The organism is Microvirga sp. BSC39, from assembly GCF_000739015.1.
Classification (GTDB): domain Bacteria; phylum Pseudomonadota; class Alphaproteobacteria; order Rhizobiales; family Beijerinckiaceae; genus Microvirga.
In genome coordinates, this window is the sequence record NZ_JPUG01000073.1 from 157,255 (window position 1) to 176,125 (window position 18,871).

Annotated in this window: 12 protein-coding genes; all 12 read left to right on the top strand. The window is 65.4% G+C overall.

From position 1 onward, the window contains the following. The first annotated feature begins 8 nt into the window (after positions 1-8). The 12 genes from MA07_RS20205 (at position 9) to MA07_RS20260 (ending at position 18,861) form a co-directional block, all read left to right on the top strand. Positions 9-2,564, top strand: coding sequence for a cellulose biosynthesis cyclic di-GMP-binding regulatory protein BcsB (locus tag MA07_RS20205; protein WP_081929076.1), 2,556 nt, complete (start codon positions 9-11; stop codon positions 2,562-2,564). After that, positions 2,561-3,673, top strand: a complete 1,113-nt coding sequence (locus MA07_RS20210) for a glycosyl hydrolase family 8 (protein WP_052003364.1) — start codon at positions 2,561-2,563, stop codon at positions 3,671-3,673. The genes MA07_RS20205 and MA07_RS20210 overlap by 4 nt, the downstream gene beginning before the upstream one ends. Beyond that, the gene (locus MA07_RS20215; RefSeq protein WP_052003365.1) at positions 3,649-5,742 is read left to right on the top strand and encodes a tetratricopeptide repeat protein; all 2,094 of its coding nucleotides are present in this window, start codon (positions 3,649-3,651) and stop codon (positions 5,740-5,742) included. Before MA07_RS20210 ends, MA07_RS20215 begins: the two co-directional genes overlap by 25 nt. A gap of 94 nt (positions 5,743-5,836) precedes the next feature. Continuing rightward, a complete protein-coding gene (locus MA07_RS20220; RefSeq protein WP_036355829.1) occupies positions 5,837-6,343 on the top strand; it encodes a chemotaxis protein CheW in 507 nt (168 codons plus the stop codon). Further along, a complete protein-coding gene (locus MA07_RS20225; RefSeq protein WP_036356012.1) occupies positions 6,343-7,785 on the top strand; it encodes a protein-glutamate O-methyltransferase CheR in 1,443 nt (480 codons plus the stop codon). Before MA07_RS20220 ends, MA07_RS20225 begins: the two co-directional genes overlap by 1 nt. Beyond that, the gene (locus tag MA07_RS20230) at positions 7,782-8,387 is read left to right on the top strand and encodes a chemotaxis protein CheW (RefSeq protein WP_052003366.1); all 606 of its coding nucleotides are present in this window, start codon (positions 7,782-7,784) and stop codon (positions 8,385-8,387) included. Before MA07_RS20225 ends, MA07_RS20230 begins: the two co-directional genes overlap by 4 nt. Position 8,388: 1 nt before the next feature. After that, on the top strand, positions 8,389-10,062 hold the full coding sequence (locus MA07_RS20235) for a methyl-accepting chemotaxis protein (RefSeq protein ID WP_036355831.1): 1,674 nt from the start codon (positions 8,389-8,391) through the stop codon (positions 10,060-10,062). A gap of 27 nt (positions 10,063-10,089) precedes the next feature. Next, on the top strand, positions 10,090-12,306 hold the full coding sequence (locus MA07_RS20240; protein ID WP_036355835.1) for a response regulator: 2,217 nt from the start codon (positions 10,090-10,092) through the stop codon (positions 12,304-12,306). Between the two features lie 10 nt (positions 12,307-12,316). Then, positions 12,317-13,384 carry a chemotaxis-specific protein-glutamate methyltransferase CheB gene (gene cheB / locus MA07_RS20245; RefSeq protein WP_036355838.1) on the top strand — a complete coding sequence of 356 codons (1,068 nt, stop codon included), beginning with the start codon at positions 12,317-12,319 and terminating at the stop codon, positions 13,382-13,384. Next, on the top strand, positions 13,381-15,105 hold the full coding sequence (locus MA07_RS20250; RefSeq protein ID WP_036355841.1) for a response regulator: 1,725 nt from the start codon (positions 13,381-13,383) through the stop codon (positions 15,103-15,105). The genes cheB and MA07_RS20250 overlap by 4 nt, the downstream gene beginning before the upstream one ends. Next, complete coding sequence (locus tag MA07_RS20255; protein WP_036355843.1) at positions 15,102-17,003, top strand: response regulator; 1,902 nt, start codon at positions 15,102-15,104, stop codon at positions 17,001-17,003. Before MA07_RS20250 ends, MA07_RS20255 begins: the two co-directional genes overlap by 4 nt. A 256-nt stretch (positions 17,004-17,259) precedes the next feature. After that, positions 17,260-18,861, top strand: a complete 1,602-nt coding sequence (locus MA07_RS20260; RefSeq protein WP_036355845.1) for an ABC transporter substrate-binding protein — start codon at positions 17,260-17,262, stop codon at positions 18,859-18,861. The last annotated feature ends 10 nt before the right edge of the window (positions 18,862-18,871 follow it).

Genomic DNA, 18,871 nt, shown 5'->3' on the forward strand with positions numbered 1-18,871 from the left:
GGTGTGTCGTGCGCCGCGTTCTGATCCCCTTCCTGCTGGGCCTGCAAGCGATCGGTGCACCAAGCGCACTCGCTCAGGCGACGCCATTCAACATGGCTCCTGGCGGCTCAAGCGGGCAACAGACGAGCCCGGCGCCGGCGCCAAATCAGGCGGCGCCTGCTTCCCCCTTCGACATGCGCCAGCCCGGCTCGCCACCGGCTGCAGCACCAACTCCACGACCGGCAGATCCGACGCCGTCAGCCGGCACAGCCGCGCCCTTCAGCATGGGACCGCGCAATGCAGCTCCCTCGGCAGGGGCGGTTGGAAACGCTCCCTCGCCCGTCCGTGCGCCGGTTGCCACCACTGCTCCGGCGGCGCGCAGCGTTGCGCGCATCGAGCGGCCGATCCTTCCCTTCGAGACGCTCCGCTTCGAGGGTGAAACAGACGCCAGATCCTGGACCTTCCATCTCACGCAGGACGAGGCCGCGAGCGGCGCGACCTTCTCCATGGGATACAAGAATGCCGTCGTGGTCATGCCCGAGGGCTCTCGCCTGAGGATCGCGATCAACGGAGAATCCGTGCTCGACACGCCGATCTCCTCGTCGAACGACATCAAGCGCGTGACGTCGTCGATCCGCCCCGGCCTTCTCCGCCCGGGGCAGAACATCATCCGCATGGAAGCCCTTCAGCGCCATCGGACGGACTGCACCATTGCGGCCACCTATGAGCTCTGGACCGACGTGGATTCAGCCTCCACGCGCCTCATCTTCGCCGAGGGGGCGACCAAGACTCTTCGCGGCTTGGACGATCTGCCAGCCGTGGGGGTGGACAACACGGGTGTCACGACGATCCGGGTGGTTGCACCCAAGATCTACAGGCCCGAGATGCGGGACCGGCTGCTGCGTCTCGTGCAGACGGTGGCCCTGCGTGGACGCTATGCCCATCCCGTGATCCAGGTGATGGAATCCGATCCGGGTCCCTCGCCTGTCGGGACCATCAAGGTCGCCATGGGCCTGGCCGGCGAGTTGCGCGGCCTCGTGTCCGGCATTCCGGACGCTGCTTCGGTGCAGCCCCTGACCATGATGATGCAGGAGCCGGGCTCCAGCGGCTCGACCCTGGTGGTCGCAGGCCCCACCTGGCAGGATCTCGACACGGCGATCGGAATCGTCAGGACTCAGACCCTCAACCCGCTCAATGCCGATCGCGGGATGATCGACACGGCCTCCTGGCACTGGCCCGAGGTTCCGACAGCCTTCGGTGATCAGTCCTTCCGCTTTGCCGAGCTTGGCGTGCCGACGCAGGAATTTTCCGGCCGGCGCCTGAAGACGGATCTCGCCATCAATCTTCCATCGGACTTCTATGCCACCGAATACGGGGAAGCGATCCTGCACCTCGATGCAGCCTATACGTCGGCGGTCCGACCCGGCAGCCACGTGAACGTATTCGTCAACGGCATGATCAGCACGCAGATGACGATCACCACGCAAGGCGACATCGTGCGGCGGCATACCGTCCGTGTCCCGCTCAAGAACTTCAGGTCCGGGCTCAACCGCATTTCCCTCGAAGCGGCCTTGAACACGGACGCAGACGCACGCTGCGCACCGGGAGAAACCCTCTCCGAGACGAACCGCTTCGTGCTGTTCGACACCACGACCCTCGAGTTTCCGAAGTTCGGCCGGATCGGCCGCCTGCCCGATCTGGCGGTTCTCGGGGCCGGTCGCTTCTCCGACGAAGACCTGCCCACCACCGTCGTCCTCGCGCGGCCCGACCCGTTGAACCTTTCCGCTGCCGGAACCCTGCTGGCCCGCATGGCGCGCAGCGCCGGCCAGCCGGTTCGGGCGCAGTTCGCCAATGCGGCTTCAGCCGATACCGAATCCGTTCTGTTCATCGGCGCGGTCGACCAGATCCCACCCGGCATGCTCAACCGCGTGCGGGTGACGGAGCACCTGCGCATGCTCTGGCCCTCGACGCCGGTTGCCGGCGACAAAGGAGCGGCCCAGACCGCCAGCGCGGATTTCACCATGCCTCTGAGCCAGGCATCGCCCAATCAAACGGCCTCGACCGACGAGGTCCGCCGGCGCTGGTCCGACACGTTCCAGCGCCGCGGCGTCATTCAGCAGACGATCGGGGCCGTGCAGGACTGGCTGGAGAAAACCTTCAGCCTCTCCCTCTCGTCGTTGCGGCTGGAGGAGCGCACCGACGCGCCCTACGAACCGCCGCAGCGGGCCTCCCTGCTCATGGCCCAGAGCCGAACGGAAGATGCGGGCGTCTGGACGCTCGTGACGGCCCGCACGGACCGCGCCCTGGCGGACGAGATGGCTCGCCTGGCCAACCCCCTGCTCTGGTCGCAGGTCTCGGGACGCGCGATCGCCCTGGAGCCGCGGGAGATGAAGCTGCAGATCGAGCCCATCAACGATTACCGCTTCGTGCAGACCCAGCCGCTTTCGGTGACGAATCTTCGCCTCGTCGCGGCGAACTGGATGTCCGCCAACATCCTCCAGTATGCACTCGTCATGCTGGTATGCTGCACGTTCCTCGGCGTCGCCACCGCCCTGCTCCTGAGCCGGCTGGGACGACGCTCATGACGCTGCAGGTGTCTCGCCGCGCGCCGTTCCTGCCATGGCTTGTCGCCATATTCTCCCTCGTCATGGTGATGAGCGCATCGTCCCAGAACCTCTCCGTTCAGCCGCTGAAGATCGTGGGAACCGTCTCGGCGGCCGATTGGGAGGCGTACCGCTCCCGGTTCGTCGAGGACAGCGGCCGGGTGGTCGATACAGCCAACGGCAACATCAGCCACAGCGAAGGCCAGGGCTACGGCCTGCTTCTGGCGCTCGCGGCCTCAGACCGGCGCTCCTTCGAGCAGATCTGGAGCTTCACCTTCACCGAGCTCCTCATCCGGGACGACGGTCTGGCAGTGTGGAAGTGGGACCCTGAGGCGAAGCCCCGGGTGACGGACCGCAACAACGCCACGGATGGCGATCTTCTCATCGCCTACGCGCTGGCAAAGGCCGGGGAGGTCTGGCAGGAACCCCGCTATACCGCTGCAGCCCGGAAGCTCGCCAAGGCCATCGGCAAGAACACCTTTGCCCGAAGCGGGCGCTCCCTCCTTCTCCTGCCCGGCGCCGACGGCTTTGGAGCCGGGGACCGTCCAGACGGCCCGGTGGTCAACCTTTCCTACTGGGTCTTCGAGGCCTTTCCCGTGATGGCGGCGCTCGCGCCGGAATACGAATGGAATCGCGTCTGGCGCGACGGGGTGCTGCTTCTTCAGCAGGCCGCCTCGGGCCGCGTGCGGCTTCCGGCGGACTGGCTCTCCCTTGAGAACGGATTGCAGCCCAAGCCGGCAGACGGCTTCCCGCCGGAGTTTGGTTACAACTCCTTAAGGATACCGCTTTACCTGTTGAGAGCAGGGATGACGGATATGGAGTGGCTGAGAGCCCTCAAGCAGCGCTGGTCTGCGGAGAACGAAGGCGTTGCCGTGGTCAACGTGGTGACCGGACAGATCCGGGAACGGCTGGCGGACCAGGGTTATGCCATTCTTCACGCGGCTCTGGCCTGTGCGCTCGACGGAACGCCTGTTCCGGCAGCGCTGAGAACCTTCGAGCCAAGCCTCTATTACCCGTCGACCCTGTACCTTTTGGCGAAATCCCTGCTGGGTGAGAAATATCCGCAATGCGTCTCGTCGGCAGCGCCATAACGACTGCGATCCTGATTCTGGGATTTGCAGCCATTGCGCAGCAGACCGGCCCCGGCGCCCAGCCGCCCGCCGGACCGCAGCCGTCCGAGTCACCTCCCGTCAATGGATCTCAGCCGCAGGTCGACGAATCCGCTCTGCGCTATTTCGCATCCCAGGGCGATACCCGAAGGGTGAACGCCGAGATCGCTCGGCTTCGCGCTCTTTATCCCAACTGGACCCCGCCTAGCGATCTGTCGCAACTCTCCGCAGGTGGCAACGCGGCACCCGACCCGATTATCGAGCGCCTGTGGAACCTCTACCGCGAAGACCGGATCGCCGAAGTCCGCGCCGCGATTGCCGAACGCCAGGCCGCGGACTCGAACTGGAAGCCGCCGGAGGAACTGGTCACGGCTCTCGAAACGGTGGAGGCGCGCCGCCGTCTGGTGAATGCTTCCGATTCCGGCCAATGGCAGACCGTGCTGTCCGTGGCGACGGAATCCCCCGGCCTTCTCACCTGCACGAATGTGGACGTGCTCTGGCGCGTGGCGGAGGCGTTCGCCCGGACGGATCAGCCCACCCGGACCCGGGATGTCTACACCTATCTCCTGATGAACTGCGCCAATCCGGCCGAACGCCTCGCGACATTGCAGAAAGCCCTCACCCTGCTGCCGGAACAGCAGGTCACGGATCTGCTCCAGTTCGAGGGCCGGACCGGCGAGACCCCGGACGATTTCGGCTCCATCCGCGACGAGCTGGCCCGCCGCAGGGTCGAGCGCGCTTCCCTCGACAGCAAGATGACCGCGTCGGCCGAGGATCTCGCGGCGGTCGAGCGGCTGATCCGGAACACGAACGAGGCCGGCCCGGTGCTGGTCCTCGGCTGGTACAACTACCACCATGGCAATCCGGCACGGGCGCTCGAGCTGTTCAAGACGGCCCTCGACCGCAACGGCGCCGCCAAGGCGGCCGAAGGCTATGCCATGTCCTTGAGGGCGCTCGAACGGCTCGCGGAGGCCGAGGCCTTTGCCTATGAGTGGCGCGAGCGCGCTCCCGAGAACATGAAGATCTACCTGGACATCGCCACGGCGCTCCTCAGCCAGGATCCGCCGCCGCGGCTCGATGCTCAAGTGGTTGGCCGGATCGTTCCGGCCGTGACGGCACAGCGCTTCCCCGACGCCGCTCAGGCTCTCGGCTGGTATTCCTACAACACGGAGCAGATCCGCACTGCGCGGGACTGGTTCCGCACGGCTCTCGGCTGGAAGCCCGAGGATGAACCCTCGGCCTACGGCCTTGCCTTGTCCACGCAGCGCCTGAACGAGCGGGCGGCGTTCAACGCCGTTGTCGCCCGGTGGCGGAACCGTTCAGAACGCATCGCCGATCTCGCGGATGGCACCAATGCCCGCTCCGGGCAGCGATCCGCTCCGGTCCAGCCGCGGGTCGAGGTGGATGCCACGCCTCGCCCTGCCGTGTCCCGTCAGGTCACGGTGGAGCGTGTCGAGGTTGAACAGCCTCTCGTCCGGACCGAGGAGGGTGTGCGGGTCCGCCAGACCCAGGCCCGTTCCGTCCTGGGGCGCAGCTGCGCCATGACGCGCAACCCCGCGGGCCTCTCCGGCGACGCGGCTCTCACCCGGGGCTGGTGCCTGATGGAGATCAACCGGCCTCTGGAGGCCGTCGCCGCCTTCGACCAGGCGATCGCCACCGGCAGCAGCCGGTCCCGCGAAGAAGCCGCCTATGGCAAGTCCCTGGCCTATCTGCGCAAGAACCTGACCTCCGAGGCCGCCGTCGCGGCCGCCGAGGCGCCCCAGACCCGCTCGCGCCAGGTGGAGCTCGGAGCGTCGATCCTGACCCAGCGGGCCCTGGCAGCCTATCGCGACAAGCGCTACGTCGAGACCCTTCTTGCCTTGAGCGAGCGGGCGCGGCTCGTGCCGGAGCAGAACGATCTGCTGCTGATTCGCGGCTGGTCCTATTTCAATCTCGGGCGCTACAAAGACGCCGAGCAGGTCTTCCGGGCCGTCCAGCGGACCGGTCATTCGGAAGAGGCCAGCGTCGGACTGAACGCTATCCGCGAGGCCACCGATCAGGTGGCCCAGTAGCAGCCTGACCGTGCGGTTGCCTGGGGCGGCCCGGTGCCTATCTAATGTTCACCAAGACCTTCACCCCCCGAACCGGCGTCCAGCGATCTGATCCATGGCGAGCCTGCAGATCATAATCTTCGATGTGTGCGGCACCGCCTGTGCCCTGCACCGGAGCGCCGTGCGCGAGTTCCTGCCCCTGCCCCGCCTGTGGCGCCCCCCGGCCATGCCCCGGCCGGTCGCCGGCTTCTTCAATCTCGGCGGAGACGCGGTTCCGGTCCTTCGGCTCGACGTGCTGTTCGGCCTTCAGAAGGCTGAGGACGCTCCGGAGGCCGATCTCTACCGGCACCTGATCCTGATCGGAGCCGGTGGCTCGGCCGGCCCCAGCGCACTCCTTGTCGACCGGGTTCTGGATGTGGCGACGGTGAATGCCGCGCAGCTCTCGGACGTCAAACAGGCCGAGACCCTGAACGGCTGCGTCGAAGCCGAAGTCACCTGGGGTGACCGGCTCGTGCATCTCCTTTCCGCCGAGCGGATCCTGCTTAGGGAAGAACAGCAGGCCCTGGCGGAACTCGGACGCCAGGCTCAAAGCCGCCTTGACGAATGGGCGGTGTCGGCCTGATGGCCGCACGGACCAATCCTGTTCCGCAGCTCGACGCCGGCTTTCCCCACCTGAAAAGCCGTGTGATCGAGCGTACGGGGCATTTCTACTATCAGGACAAGGACGACCTCCTGTGGGAGCGCGTGCGCAAGCGCCTGCGCGCCACGGGCCTGCCCGATTCCAGCGCCTATCTGACTCTGCTCGACGACCTGATCTCGGGCCCGGCGGAATGGGGAAAGCTAGAGGCCGAGATCACCATCGGCGAAACTTTCTTCTTCCGCTACGCGGAGCAGTTCGCCGCCCTGCGCGAGACCATCCTGCCCGAGATCATCGCCAGGAAAGCCGCCACGCGGCGGCTGCGGATCTGGAGCGCCGGATGCTCGACCGGAGCCGAGCCTTACTCCCTGGCCATTCTGGCCAATGAGATCCTCGGCGAGAGCCTGGGAGCGTGGCGCGTCAGCATTGTCGGAACCGACATCAACGACAGCTTCCTGAAAGCGGCCCGGCAGGCGCGATTCGGCAAATGGGCGCTTCGCTCCATGCCCGAGGAGCAGCGGCAGCGCTATTTCGTCGGCACTGGCAAGGAGCAGTGGGAGGTGCGGCGGGAGTTCCGCGCCCTGGTGCGTTTCGAGCGGCACAACCTGCTGAGCCTGCTCGATGGCACCTCGCCGCTTGAAATCACCGACTTCGACCTGATCCTGTGCAGGAACGTCCTCATCTACTTCCATCCCGACACGGTCACCCGGATCGTCGAGGCCCTGCGCGACCGACTGGGCGACGATGGCTGGATGCTGCTGGGCCACGCCGAGCCCAACCCTGCGTTCTCCACGATGATGCAGATTCTGAACCTGCCTGGGACTGTCGCCTACCGGCGTGGCGCCGGCACTGCGCCACTGCCAGTGCCTGTCCCGTCGCAACCCAGGGCCACCCTGCAGGAGTGGAAACCCCTTCTGCCTGAACCGGGACTTGAAGCGCCACCTCGCACACCGGCCCTCCCGCGCCTCACGAAGACCCAGCAGAAGGCACCACCTCTTCCCGTACCCCAGGCGGCCGGCGATCTTCTCGGCGATATCAAGACGCGCGCGAATGCGGGCGACTTTGCAGCGGCCGCGGAACTCTGCCGGAGGGCTCTCGTCACCGAGCCCCTGAATGCCGCGCTGTATTTTTACCAAGGCCTCATTCTTCGGGCACTGGGGCGCCCTGACGAGGCTGAGAAAAGCTTCCTTAAGAGCCTTTATCTCGATAAGAACTTCGCCATGGCTCACTACCATCTCGGACTCCTGCTGCTCGCCGAGGGACGGTCGGCCCCTGGGCGTCGCTCCCTGACCCATGCGGCTCAGAGCGTCGCAGCGGTGGCAGACGATTGCCCGCTCGACGAAGGGGACGGGGTGACCGCGAGGGAATTGCGTGACCTGGTGCGCATCCACCTCGATGCGGCAAGGCCGTCGAGACGGAAGGCATGACCATGGCGGAATCGGTGCGCCGCAAGCTGAGGCAGATCGAAAGAGGCAGGATCCGCTCGGCCGAGGAGCGGGTGCAGCATATCCTGGATGAGAGAACCGAGAGCCTCGCATCGCGGCGCAAGGATGGGGCATCTCCGGCACAGGCCCTGCCGCGCGCCCTTGTCTGCGGCTCCGGCCGCGAGCGCTTCGGGATTCCGATCGAGACCGTCGCCGAGGTGCTGCCCCCACAGAAATACATGCCCATTCCGGATGGACCGCCGGCCCTGGTCGGCCTGTTCGGCCGGAACGGGCGACTGGTGAGCGTGATCGACCTTGCGCTCGCGCTCGGCATCGAGCCATCCTCCACGGAGGATGAAGACCACCATTTCGTGCTTCTCCGTCGCGATCAGCCGCAGGTAGCCCTCAGGGTCGACCGTGCCTATGCGGTCGCCGACATCCGTCCGCTGACGGGCGAGGACGCCGCGGGCTTCCGGAGCGATGCGGTGGCCGGCTATGCCCGCGTGCAGGACATCGCTGCCGAGCGGCCCGAAATCCTTTCACTTCTGGATACCGAGCGTCTTCTGCGCCCGTTCCTGCCCTCCTTCTCTGCTTCTGGAGCCTGACGTGACGATCTCGATCGCCAACCGCATTCTTCTCGGCTTTGCCGCCATCGTCACCCTCATGGTCGGGCTGAGCGTTTACTCCATCAACCGTCTCGACGACGTTCGCCAGACAACGGAACGGATCGTGTCGCGGGACATCACGCTGATGCGACAGCTGGAGGTCATCGACGACGATCAGAACATCATGCGCAATCTGCGGCAGCAGATCATGGCGGGTTATTTGCTTCGCGCTCTCGGCCAGCAGGTTTCCTTTGAGGACCGCATCCAGGAGTGGACAAGGCAGGCCGCAAAGGCGGAGGCGGATATCGCCCAGGCAACGTCCATGGCGAGCGGCTTTGCCGCGCAATCGATCACTCCGGAACGTGGGGCTGCCTGGCAGCGGGTTGCGGAACTGCTCAGGGAGGCGAGTGAAGGCCTACGCCAGCTGCGAGCCGCCAGTGAACGGCAATTCGCGGAACTGCAGAGCGGCGACCTCGCGACCATGCAAAGAACTCAGGCGATCCTGGACGAGCGACGCAGCGAATGGATCCGGACCCTCGACAACGCCAGAGCCGTTCTGGCCGAGGCCAACGCAATCGGGCAGCGGCAGGCCGGCGAGATCTACGAGAGAAGCCGAACCTCGATCATCGTCGCCCTCGCGGGCACCGCGCTGCTCAGCCTGATCATCAGCTATTTCCTGCGATCCTCCATCGTGACGCCGCTCAACGCCTTCATGAACTTCGTCGAGCGGGTGGGACGCGGCGAGCTGGGCGGCCAGATGGCCGTGACCGGCAAGGATGAAATCGGGCATCTCGGCGTCACGCTCAATTCCATGGTCGAGGGCTTGCGTCAGCTTGCCCGGCAGAGCCGCGAGGCGACGGAGAACCTGAACGCCGCCGCGGCGGAAATCCGCGCATCGACCCAGGAGCAGGCGGCCTCCGTCGAGGAGCAGCTTGCGGCCGTTCAGGAGACCGCCGCGACCGTCGACGAGATCACTCATTCGGGCGCCCAGATCGGCAAGCGAGCCCAGGAGGTCATCGCCTCCGCCCAGGCCGCAGCGCAGACCAGCATGTCCGGCCTGCAGGCCGTCGACGACACCGCGCGCGCCATGGATGCGATCCGTGAGCAGGCCGAAGCGGTGGCGGAAAACATCGTGGCGCTCAGCGAGAAGACCCAGGCCGTCGGCGAGATCATCGCGTCCGTCAACGACATTTCGGAGCGCACGCATCTTCTGGCGCTCAACGCGGCCATCGAGGCGGCCGCGGCCGGCGAGAACGGCCGCAGCTTCGCGGTCGTGGCGTCCGAGATGAAGACGCTTGCCGATCAGGCAAAGGACGCGACCACGCAGGTGCGCTCGATCCTGGGCGACATCCAGCGCGGCATCAACTCGTCCGTGATGCTGACCGAGGAGGCCGTCAAGCGCGTGACCGCCGGCAAGGAACGCACCGACATTACGCAGCAGACGATCACCGGCATCTCGGGCCAGATTCAGGAAAGCGTGCAGACCTTCCAGCAGATCGTGGCCTCGACGAACCAGCAGCAGCTCGGCATCGAGCAGGTGATGAGCGCCCTGCAGAACATCCGTCAGGCGAGCCAGCAGACGGCCGCCGGCACCCGCCAGCTCGACACGGCGGCGGCGAACCTGTCCCAGCTCTCGCAGCAGCTCCTCGGCTTGGCCGAACGCTACCGTCTCTAGGGCGTCGGACAAGGAGATGCGCGCATCGTGACGGATATCCGCAAACAGCTTCTGGTGGCCTTCGAGGTGGAACATCGGGAGCATCTCGATGCGATCCGATCCGCGCTCGATCATGCCGGCCGGGGCGAGATCGACCTGACGGATGTCTTTCGCCGGGCGCATAGCCTGAAAGGAGCGGCCCGGGCCGTCGATCTGCCTGCGGTGGAAGACGTCGCGCACCAGCTCGAAGCCGTGTTCTGGCAGGTTCTGGAAGGGCAGCAATCCCTTGACGAGCCGACGCTCGCCACGGTGCGGCGGAACCTGGACACGATCGAGGACCTCGTTGCCGATGTCCTGAAGCCGCCCGCTGTGCGGGCGCCTGTGCAGTCCGCGCCGGCATCGCCGACGGCACCTCGCGAGTCGGAGCCCTCGCTTGCACAAGCCGACACGATCGTCGACTCCGGCGGCGGCTCGTACCTGCGCGTATCGGCCGAGCAGATGGAGGAACTCTCTACCTCCATGCACCAGCTTCTGACAGTGCTGCAGGCGAACGAAAGCCTGGACGATGACTTGCGGCAGATCGAGATCGATAGCCGTGGCTTGAGGCGGAACTGGGATCACCTGCAAGAGCAGATGAACGCCTTGGGCGCGAACGCACAGCACGGATACAATGCCACCCAGCGCAGCACCGCGTCGTTCGCCCCGCGCCTGCGCGATTTCGACCAGAGCTTGAAGACTTTGCTCCGCAAGGTCTCCGCCCTGACCCGCGAACGCCGGCAGTCGAGCTGGTCCATCGATCAAGCCGCCCGGCAGGTTCGCGAGAACATCGACCGGGTGTCGCTCGTCTCGGCAGAGACGGTATTCGGCGGCTTCGGGCAGATGGTGCGCGAGATCGCCCGCAAGGCCGGTCGCGACGTGCATGTGCGCAGCATCGGGCTCGACATCCAAGTCGACCGGCAGGTGCTTCAGGCCCTCAAGGATCCGGTGATGCATCTCCTGCGCAATGCGGTGAGCCATGGCGCGGAACCGCCTGACGAACGGATCACCAAGGGCAAGCCCGAGCGGGCCGAGGTCACCCTGGAGCTGGCCTCGCGCGGCGGTCGTCTCGTCATCGGCATCCGCGACGACGGGCGCGGCCCCGATCTCGCTCGCATCGAGCAGGTCGCCATCGAGCGCGGGCTGCTCCAGCCCAGGGCTCCAGGCCACCCGCCGCCCATGATGGATCAGCTGCTCGCCCTCGTCTTCACGCCGGGCTTCTCGACGGCGGGCGAGGTCGACAGGCTGTCCGGCCGCGGCATGGGCCTATCCGTCGTGGCGGAAGCGGTTCGCAAGCTGCAAGGATCCGCTCTGCTCCGGCCTCGCTATCCGCATGGCACGGAGGTTGTGCTGAACGTGCCGTTCACGGCCGCCCGTCAGCCCCTGCTGCTGCTGGAGGCTGAGGGCCGCATGTACGGACTGCCCGCCCATGCGGTGGAGCGCCTCCTGCGACTGCGTGCGAACGCCCTGGAAAGCGTGGAGGGCCGTCCGGCAGCCCGGATCGAGATCGGTGGGCAGGACGCTGTCGTTCCCCTTGTCGCCCTCGCGGCCCTGACAGGATCTCCCAATGCTCCCCTCCCTACCGAGGCTGGACACGTGAAAGCCGTTCTCGTCCGCCATGGCTCCCGGACCTGCGCCCTCGCGGTCAATGCCGTCCATGACGTGCGGACGATGCTCGTCAGCGACGTGCAGGCCATCGGGCTGAACGATCTGGTCTCGGGCACCGTGCTTCTGGAAGACGAAATGCCGGGTCTCGTGCTCAGCCCGGACAGGCTGATCGAGCATTGGATCAGAAACGAGGGTCGCCTCGCGGCCGGCGGCCTCGGCCTCACAGGATGGGCTCCGGAGGAGGAGCGCCAAGCCAGGACGATTCTCGTGGTTGACGATTCCATCACCACCCGCACCCTGGAGAAGAGCATCCTGGAGGCGCAGGGCTACGAGGTTCTCCTCAGCGTCGACGGCATCGACGCCCTTCATGTGCTGCGCTCGGGCGAGGCCATGATCGATCTCGTGATCGCCGACGTGGAAATGCCGCGCATGGACGGCTTCGGCCTGCTGCAGGCGATCAAGAACGACCCGAGGCTCTCCACCCTGCCGGTGATCCTGATGACGTCCCGGGCCGATCCGGAGGACGTGCGCAAGGGTCTCGATCTCGGCGCGAGCGCCTATATTACCAAGCAGAAGTTCGATCAGCGCGATTTGCTGGCCACGATCGGACAGGTGTTGTGAGTTTCATGCGATGAGTATGGCGCCTCAGTTGCAGGTTCGGGTGATGGTCGTCGAGGACTCCCTCGTTGTCCGTCAGCTGCTCGTCCATATCATCGCCAGCGACCCGCGCCTTGTGGTGGCCGCCGCCGTCGGCTCGGCCGAGGAGGCGCTGCGGGAGATCGGCCGCATTCGACCGGACGTGATCTCCATGGACATCCGTCTGCCGGGAATGGACGGATTGGAGGCGACGCGCCGGATCATGTCGGAGCACCCGACGCCCATCGTGGTCATTGCCGACAGCATCGAGGACTCGTCGCTCAAGATTTCCATGAACGCCCTGCGGGCCGGTGCGCTCACGGTGGTGGAGAAGCCTGTCGGCCTCTCCAGCGACGGCTATGCCGCCATCGCCAGCACCATTTGCACCCAGCTCTACATCATGAGCCAGGTGCCCGTGGTTCGGCAGCGCTCGATCACGCCGTGGCGTGACACCAGCGCGCCCCGGCGCGAACCGGAATGGAGCATGATGCGGCCGAGCCTCATGGGGATTGCCGCGTCGACCGGTGGACCTCCTGCGCTCGCAAAGGTTCTCGGCGCCTTGCCCACGGACTTTCCGCTGCCGATCCTGCTCGTCCAGCACATGGGGGCTCCCTTCATGGAAGGCTTCGCCTCCTGGTTGAACGGGTTGACCCCCCTCGAGGTACGCCTCGCCCAAGACCAGGAAGTCCCCGTCGCCGGCCGTGTCTATGTCGCGCCCGGCGACCGGCACCTGCTCGTCTCCCCGGCCGGCACATTGAAGCTGAGCGCCGAGCCCCCGCTCGGCAACCAGCGTCCCTCGGCCACCATGCTGTTCCAGTCGATGGCGCGCTCGCTCGGCCGCAGGGGCCTGGGGGTGATCCTCACCGGCATGGGGGAGGACGGCGCCCAGGGCCTCGTCGAGCTGCGCCAGGCCGGCGGCTATGCGGTGGCGGAGGACGAAAGCACCGCCGTCGTCTATGGCATGCCGGCAGCGGCGGCGCGCATGGGCGGCGTCAATGTCAGCCTGCCCCTCGACATGATCGCACCCCGTATCCTGCGCCTGGCCCGAGGAGAGGTCGAATGAGTGCGGAGGCCATGACGCAGGCTGCCGAAATCCTTCTTGTCGAGGATTCGGAGACCCAGGCGCTGCAGCTGCGCCACATGCTGGAGACGAACGGCTTTCATGTGTCCTGGCGTTCGACCGCGGAGGCCGCCCTCGACGGGCTGAACGAGAAGCTTCCCGACCTCGTCATCGCCGATTTTCACCTGCCGGGCATGAACGGGGATGAGCTGACCCGGCAGATGCGCCTGAACGTTCGCACGCGCGCCATTCCCGTCATCATGCTCACGGAGGCCCGGGAGCGCACCGTCGAACGGCAGGGGCTGGAGAGCGGGGCCGACGCGTACATCTCCAAATCCGCCGAACAGGAGCTGATCATCCTGCGAATCAAGGCGCTGCTGCGCCGGCGCTCGCTGCCGATCGGCGACTCGCGGGAGGAGCGGCAGTCTCCCAGTTTCGGGGCCTTCCGGCGGGCCTGCATCCTGATCGTGGACGACAGCATCACGCAGCGCACCTACCTCCAGAACATGCTGGGCCATGAAGGCTATGCCGTCACGACCGCGGCGGACCCTTCCGAGGCGCTCCGGCTGATGCGCTCGGCGGATGCCACCTGGGACTGCATTCTGGTCAACCTGCTGAGCCCGAACTTCGACGGCATCGAGCTGTGCCGCCAGTTCAACGTCTACCGGGGCTTGGCTCCACTGCCGGGAGCAGACGCTCCGAGCTTCGCCATCGTGGGCCTCGGCAAGGAGGAGGGCGGCCAGCTCCTCGCCCGGGCCTTTGCCGCAGGTATCGACGACATCGTCCCCTCAGGCATCGAAGCCGACGGGATGCGGGTGCGCATTCGCGCCCTCGTGCGGCGCAAGCTCATGCAGGACGAGAACTGGCGCATCGAGGCGGAATTGCGCGAGCGCGAGATCGCCCTTGCCCGCGCTCGGGCCGAAGCCGCCTCGGCGGAGGCGCTCGCCAAGGCGAACCGCGAGCTGGAAGAGGCCAACGACCTCCTGAAGGGAACGCAGGCCCAGCTCGTCCAGGCCGCCAAGATGGCCTCCCTCGGCGAGCTGGTGGCGGGCATCGCCCACGAGATCAACAATCCCCTGGCATTCATTCAGGCGCACCAGGGGACGGTGGAACGGCTGCTCGCCGAAATCGCCGCCAAGCTGCCGCACGATGCAGGCTTGGAGCGACAGGTTCAGAAATCCCGTGACCGCATCGGCGCCATGAAGCTGGGGCTCGGCCGGATTCAGGAACTGGTCCTCAATCTCCGGCGCTTCTCGCGTCTGGACGAAGGCGATTTCCAGACCGTCAATGTGCCCGAATCGATCGAGACCGTGCTGGCCCTCCTGGGCCATAAGCTCGGCACCCGGATCGATGTGCGCCGCCGCTACAACGCGGCTCCGGATCTCTACTGTTCGCCGGCCCTTCTCAATCAGGTCGTGATGAACATCGTCGGCAATGCGGCCGATGCCATCAAGGGAACCGGCGGCATAGACATTGAAACCGAGAGCAACGAGACAACCTATACGATCAGGATCACCGATACGGGACCGGGAATACCACCCGAACTGCGGGAGCGCATCTTCGAGCCGTTCTTCACGACCAAACCCGTCGGGTCTGGAACTGGACTTGGTCTGGCCATCGCCTATAGCGTGGTCCAGGCCCACAAGGGGTCGATCACGGTGACTGCGGGGCCGGCCGGCGGTGCCAGCTTCATCATCACGATCCCGAGGCAGATTGTTTCATGACCTTGTCGAGCGAGATGAATCCAACGAATGGCACGATCCTGGTCGTCGACGACGAGCCGGATATCCTGGTCGCACTCGAGGACCTCTTCGAGAACGACTACCGGGTGCTGACGGCCTCGTCCCCGACCCAGGCCCTGGACATCCTTCAGCGTGAGCCGGAAATCGCCATCATCATCTCGGACCAGCGCATGCCGGAGATGCAGGGCGACGAGTTCCTGGCGAAAGCTCGAAACGTATCGGATGCAGAGGCCATTCTTCTTACCGGTTATGCGGATCTGAAGGCTGTTATCGGCGCGGTCAACAAAGGCCGCATCATGGCCTACGTGCCCAAACCCTGGGATCCCGCCGCCCTCTCCAACATGGTCGCCGCCGCCTATCAGCGGCGGCTGCTGGCACGGGAGCTCGATACCGAACGCGCACTCCTGCACGGGCTGATGGAGAGCACGGGCGACCTGATCTCGTTCAAGGATCTGGAAGGCCGCTTCGTGCGCCTGAATGCGAGCAAGGCGAGAAGCCTCGGATGCACGGCCGGCGACTGCCTGGGCCACAAGGAAAGGGATTACGTCTCGCCCGAGCGGGCGACGATGATCGAGGAGGCGGAGCGCCGCGCCATCGAGGCGCGCCAGCCCGACGAGGTGATCGAGGAGCGCACGCTGCCTGACGGCAGGACGCAGTGGTGTCTCATCAACCACATCCCGATCCTGGACGATCAGGGCACCGTGACGAACCTTGCCACCATCGAGCGCGACATCACGGAGCGCAAGCTGATGGAGATGCGCCTGCGTCAGGCCGACAAGATGCAGGCTCTCGGGACCCTGGCCGGGGGCGTGGCCCACGACTTCAACAATCTGCTGATGGCCGTGCTCGGCAGCCTGGACCTCGCCTCGCGCAGGGCTCCTGATGATCCGCGCCTGACGCGGCTCCTGCAGAATGCCACCTATGCGGCAGAGCGGGGCGCATCCCTGACCCAGAGGCTCCTGAGCTTCAGCCGCCAGCGCGACCTGCGACTGCAGGCTGTGGACGTGAACCAGGTCATCGCCGGCATGAGCGACCTGCTGACTCGCACGCTCGGCGGTGTGATTCGGATCGAGCGGCATCTCGTGGATGAGCTCTGGTCCGCCATGGTGGACCCGGACCAGCTCGAACTGGCTATCCTGAACCTGTGCATCAACGCCCGCGATGCCATGGCGGAGAACGGTGTTCTCACCCTCTCGACCCGCAAAGAGGCGGTCGAGGACGGCCGGATCACCGATCTTACCGCCGGGGATTACGTGGTGATCTCGGTGACGGATACCGGCACCGGCATTCCGCCGGAGGTGCTGGCGCGGGTGCTGGAGCCCTTCTTCACTACGAAGGAGGTGGGCAAGGGTACGGGCCTGGGTCTTCCGATGGTCTACGGTCTGGCGCAGCAATCCGGCGGCACGGTGACGATCCACAGCAAGGTCGGTGTCGGCACGACGGTGGAACTCTACCTCTCCCGCGCCGTGAAGGCGCAGGACGGCAGACCCCACGAGGAGCATTCCATCGCTCCCGATGCTCCCAAAGTTCGTATCCTGCTCGTGGATGACGATGCGGAAGTGCGCACGGTCACAGCCGCCTACCTGAGCGAGATGGGCCATCGGGTCGTGGAAGCCGCCGACGGATCTTCAGCCCTCGACATCCTGAAAGCCGACGACCAGCTCGACGTGCTGATCGCTGACTTTGCCATGCCGGGCATGACGGGAACCGAGCTCGCCGACAAGGCCCATGAGGTCCGCCCCGGCGTCGGTATCCTGCTCATAACCGGATACGCCGATCCCAAGCGCGTTCCGGATGGCTATCTGATGCTGCACAAGCCGTTCACCCGCATCGACCTCGCCGCGAAGGTCAGTGAAGCGGCCGGTCAAAAGCAGCAATGATGATATCACGTGCACAGCGGATCCCGCACGCGATTGTGGACAAACCTGCCCTGCACGGCCATTGACGAAATTGTGAAGAATCGCGCAAATTTGACCTTAAGAAGCTCTCTTTAAGGCTGCCTCGCAGGCAGAAAATGGTTAATTTCCTCTAAAAATTATCCATTGTTGCATGGACAGATTGACAATATCGGGGCTTCGCACCTTAACTCCGTCACAGAACGGCCATGAGTAGAGCCGTCTCAGAGGACCAAAGGTAATGAAAAAATCAGCCCTTTTCGCAGCCATCTGCGTTCCGGCTTTCCTGGCCGGTGCCCCCCTGGCCGCCAAGACCCTCGTTTACTGCTCCGAAGGCAGCCCCGAGAACTTCTACCCTGGCGTGAACACCACCGGCACGTCCTTCGACGCCGCTGAGCAGATCTACAACCGTATCGTCGAGTTCGAGCGCGGCGGCACCAAGGTCGTTCCCAGCCTCGCCGAGAAGTGGGACGTCTCCGCCGACGGCACCGTGTACACCTTCACCCTGCGCAAGGGCGTGAAGTGGCACTCCAACAAGAATTTCAAGCCGACCCGCGACATGAATGCCGATGACATCGTGTTCATGTTCGAGCGTCAGTGGAAGGAAGAGAACCCCTTCTTCAAGGTCACGAGCCCTAACCACTCCTACTTCAACGACATGGGCATGCCCAAGCTGCTGAAGTCGGTGGAAAAGGTCGACGACTACACCGTCCGCATCACCCTCAATCAGCCTGAGGCGCCGTTCCTGGCCAACATGGCCATGATGTGGTCGAGCGTGCAGTCGAAGGAATACGCCGATGCCATGATGAAGGCCGGCACCCCGGAGAAGATCGACCAAGAGCCGATCGGCACCGGCCCGTTCTACCTGGTGCAATACCAGAAGGATGCGATCATCCGCTACAAGGCGTTCCCCGAGTATTGGGCCGGCAAGGCGAAGATCGACGACCTCGTCTTCTCGATCACCCCGGACGCCTCCGTGCGCTGGGCGAAGCTGCAGAAGGGCGAATGCCATGTCATGCCGTATCCGAACCCGGCTGACCTCGAGGCGATGAAGAAGGATCCGAACGTTCAGATCCTCGAGCAGGCAGGCCTGAACGTCGGCTACCTCGCCTATCAGACCACGAAGAAGCCCTTCGACGACGTGCGCGTCCGCAAGGCCTTCAACATGGCCATGAACAAGAAGGCGATCGTCGACGCCGTGTTCCTCGGCTCGGGCGTTCCGGCCAAGAACCCGATCCCGCCGTCCATGTGGTCGTACAACGAGTCCGTGAAGGAAGACGAGTTCAACCCGGAAGCGGCCAAGAAGCTGCTCGCCGAGGCTGGCTACCCGAACGGCCTTGAGACCGACCTGTGGGCGATGCCGGTTCAGCGTCCCTACAATCCGAATGCGCGCCGCATCGCGGAGCTCATGCAGGCCGACCTCGCCAAAATCGGCGTGAAGGCCGAGATCAAGAGCTTCGAGTGGGGTGAGTACCGCAAGCGGGCTCAGGCCGGCGAGCACCAGATGGCTCAGCTCGGCTGGACCGGCGACAACGGCGATCCGGACAACTTCCTGCACACCCTGCTGGGCTGCGCCTCGGCGCAGAGCGCTTCCGGCTCGAACATCGCCAAGTGGTGCCACAAGCCCTTCGACGATCTCGTGACGAAGGCGAAGGTCACGACGGACCAGGCCGAGCGCACGAAGCTCTACGAGCAGGCTCAGCTGATCTTCAAGGAGCAGGCTCCCTGGTTCACGGTGGCTCACGCCGTGCAGCTGAAGCCGGTCCGCAAGGAAGTCGTGGACTTCAAGCTCTCGCCGTTCGGTCGCCACACCTTCTACGGCGTGGACATCAACAGCAAGTAAGCTCACTTCC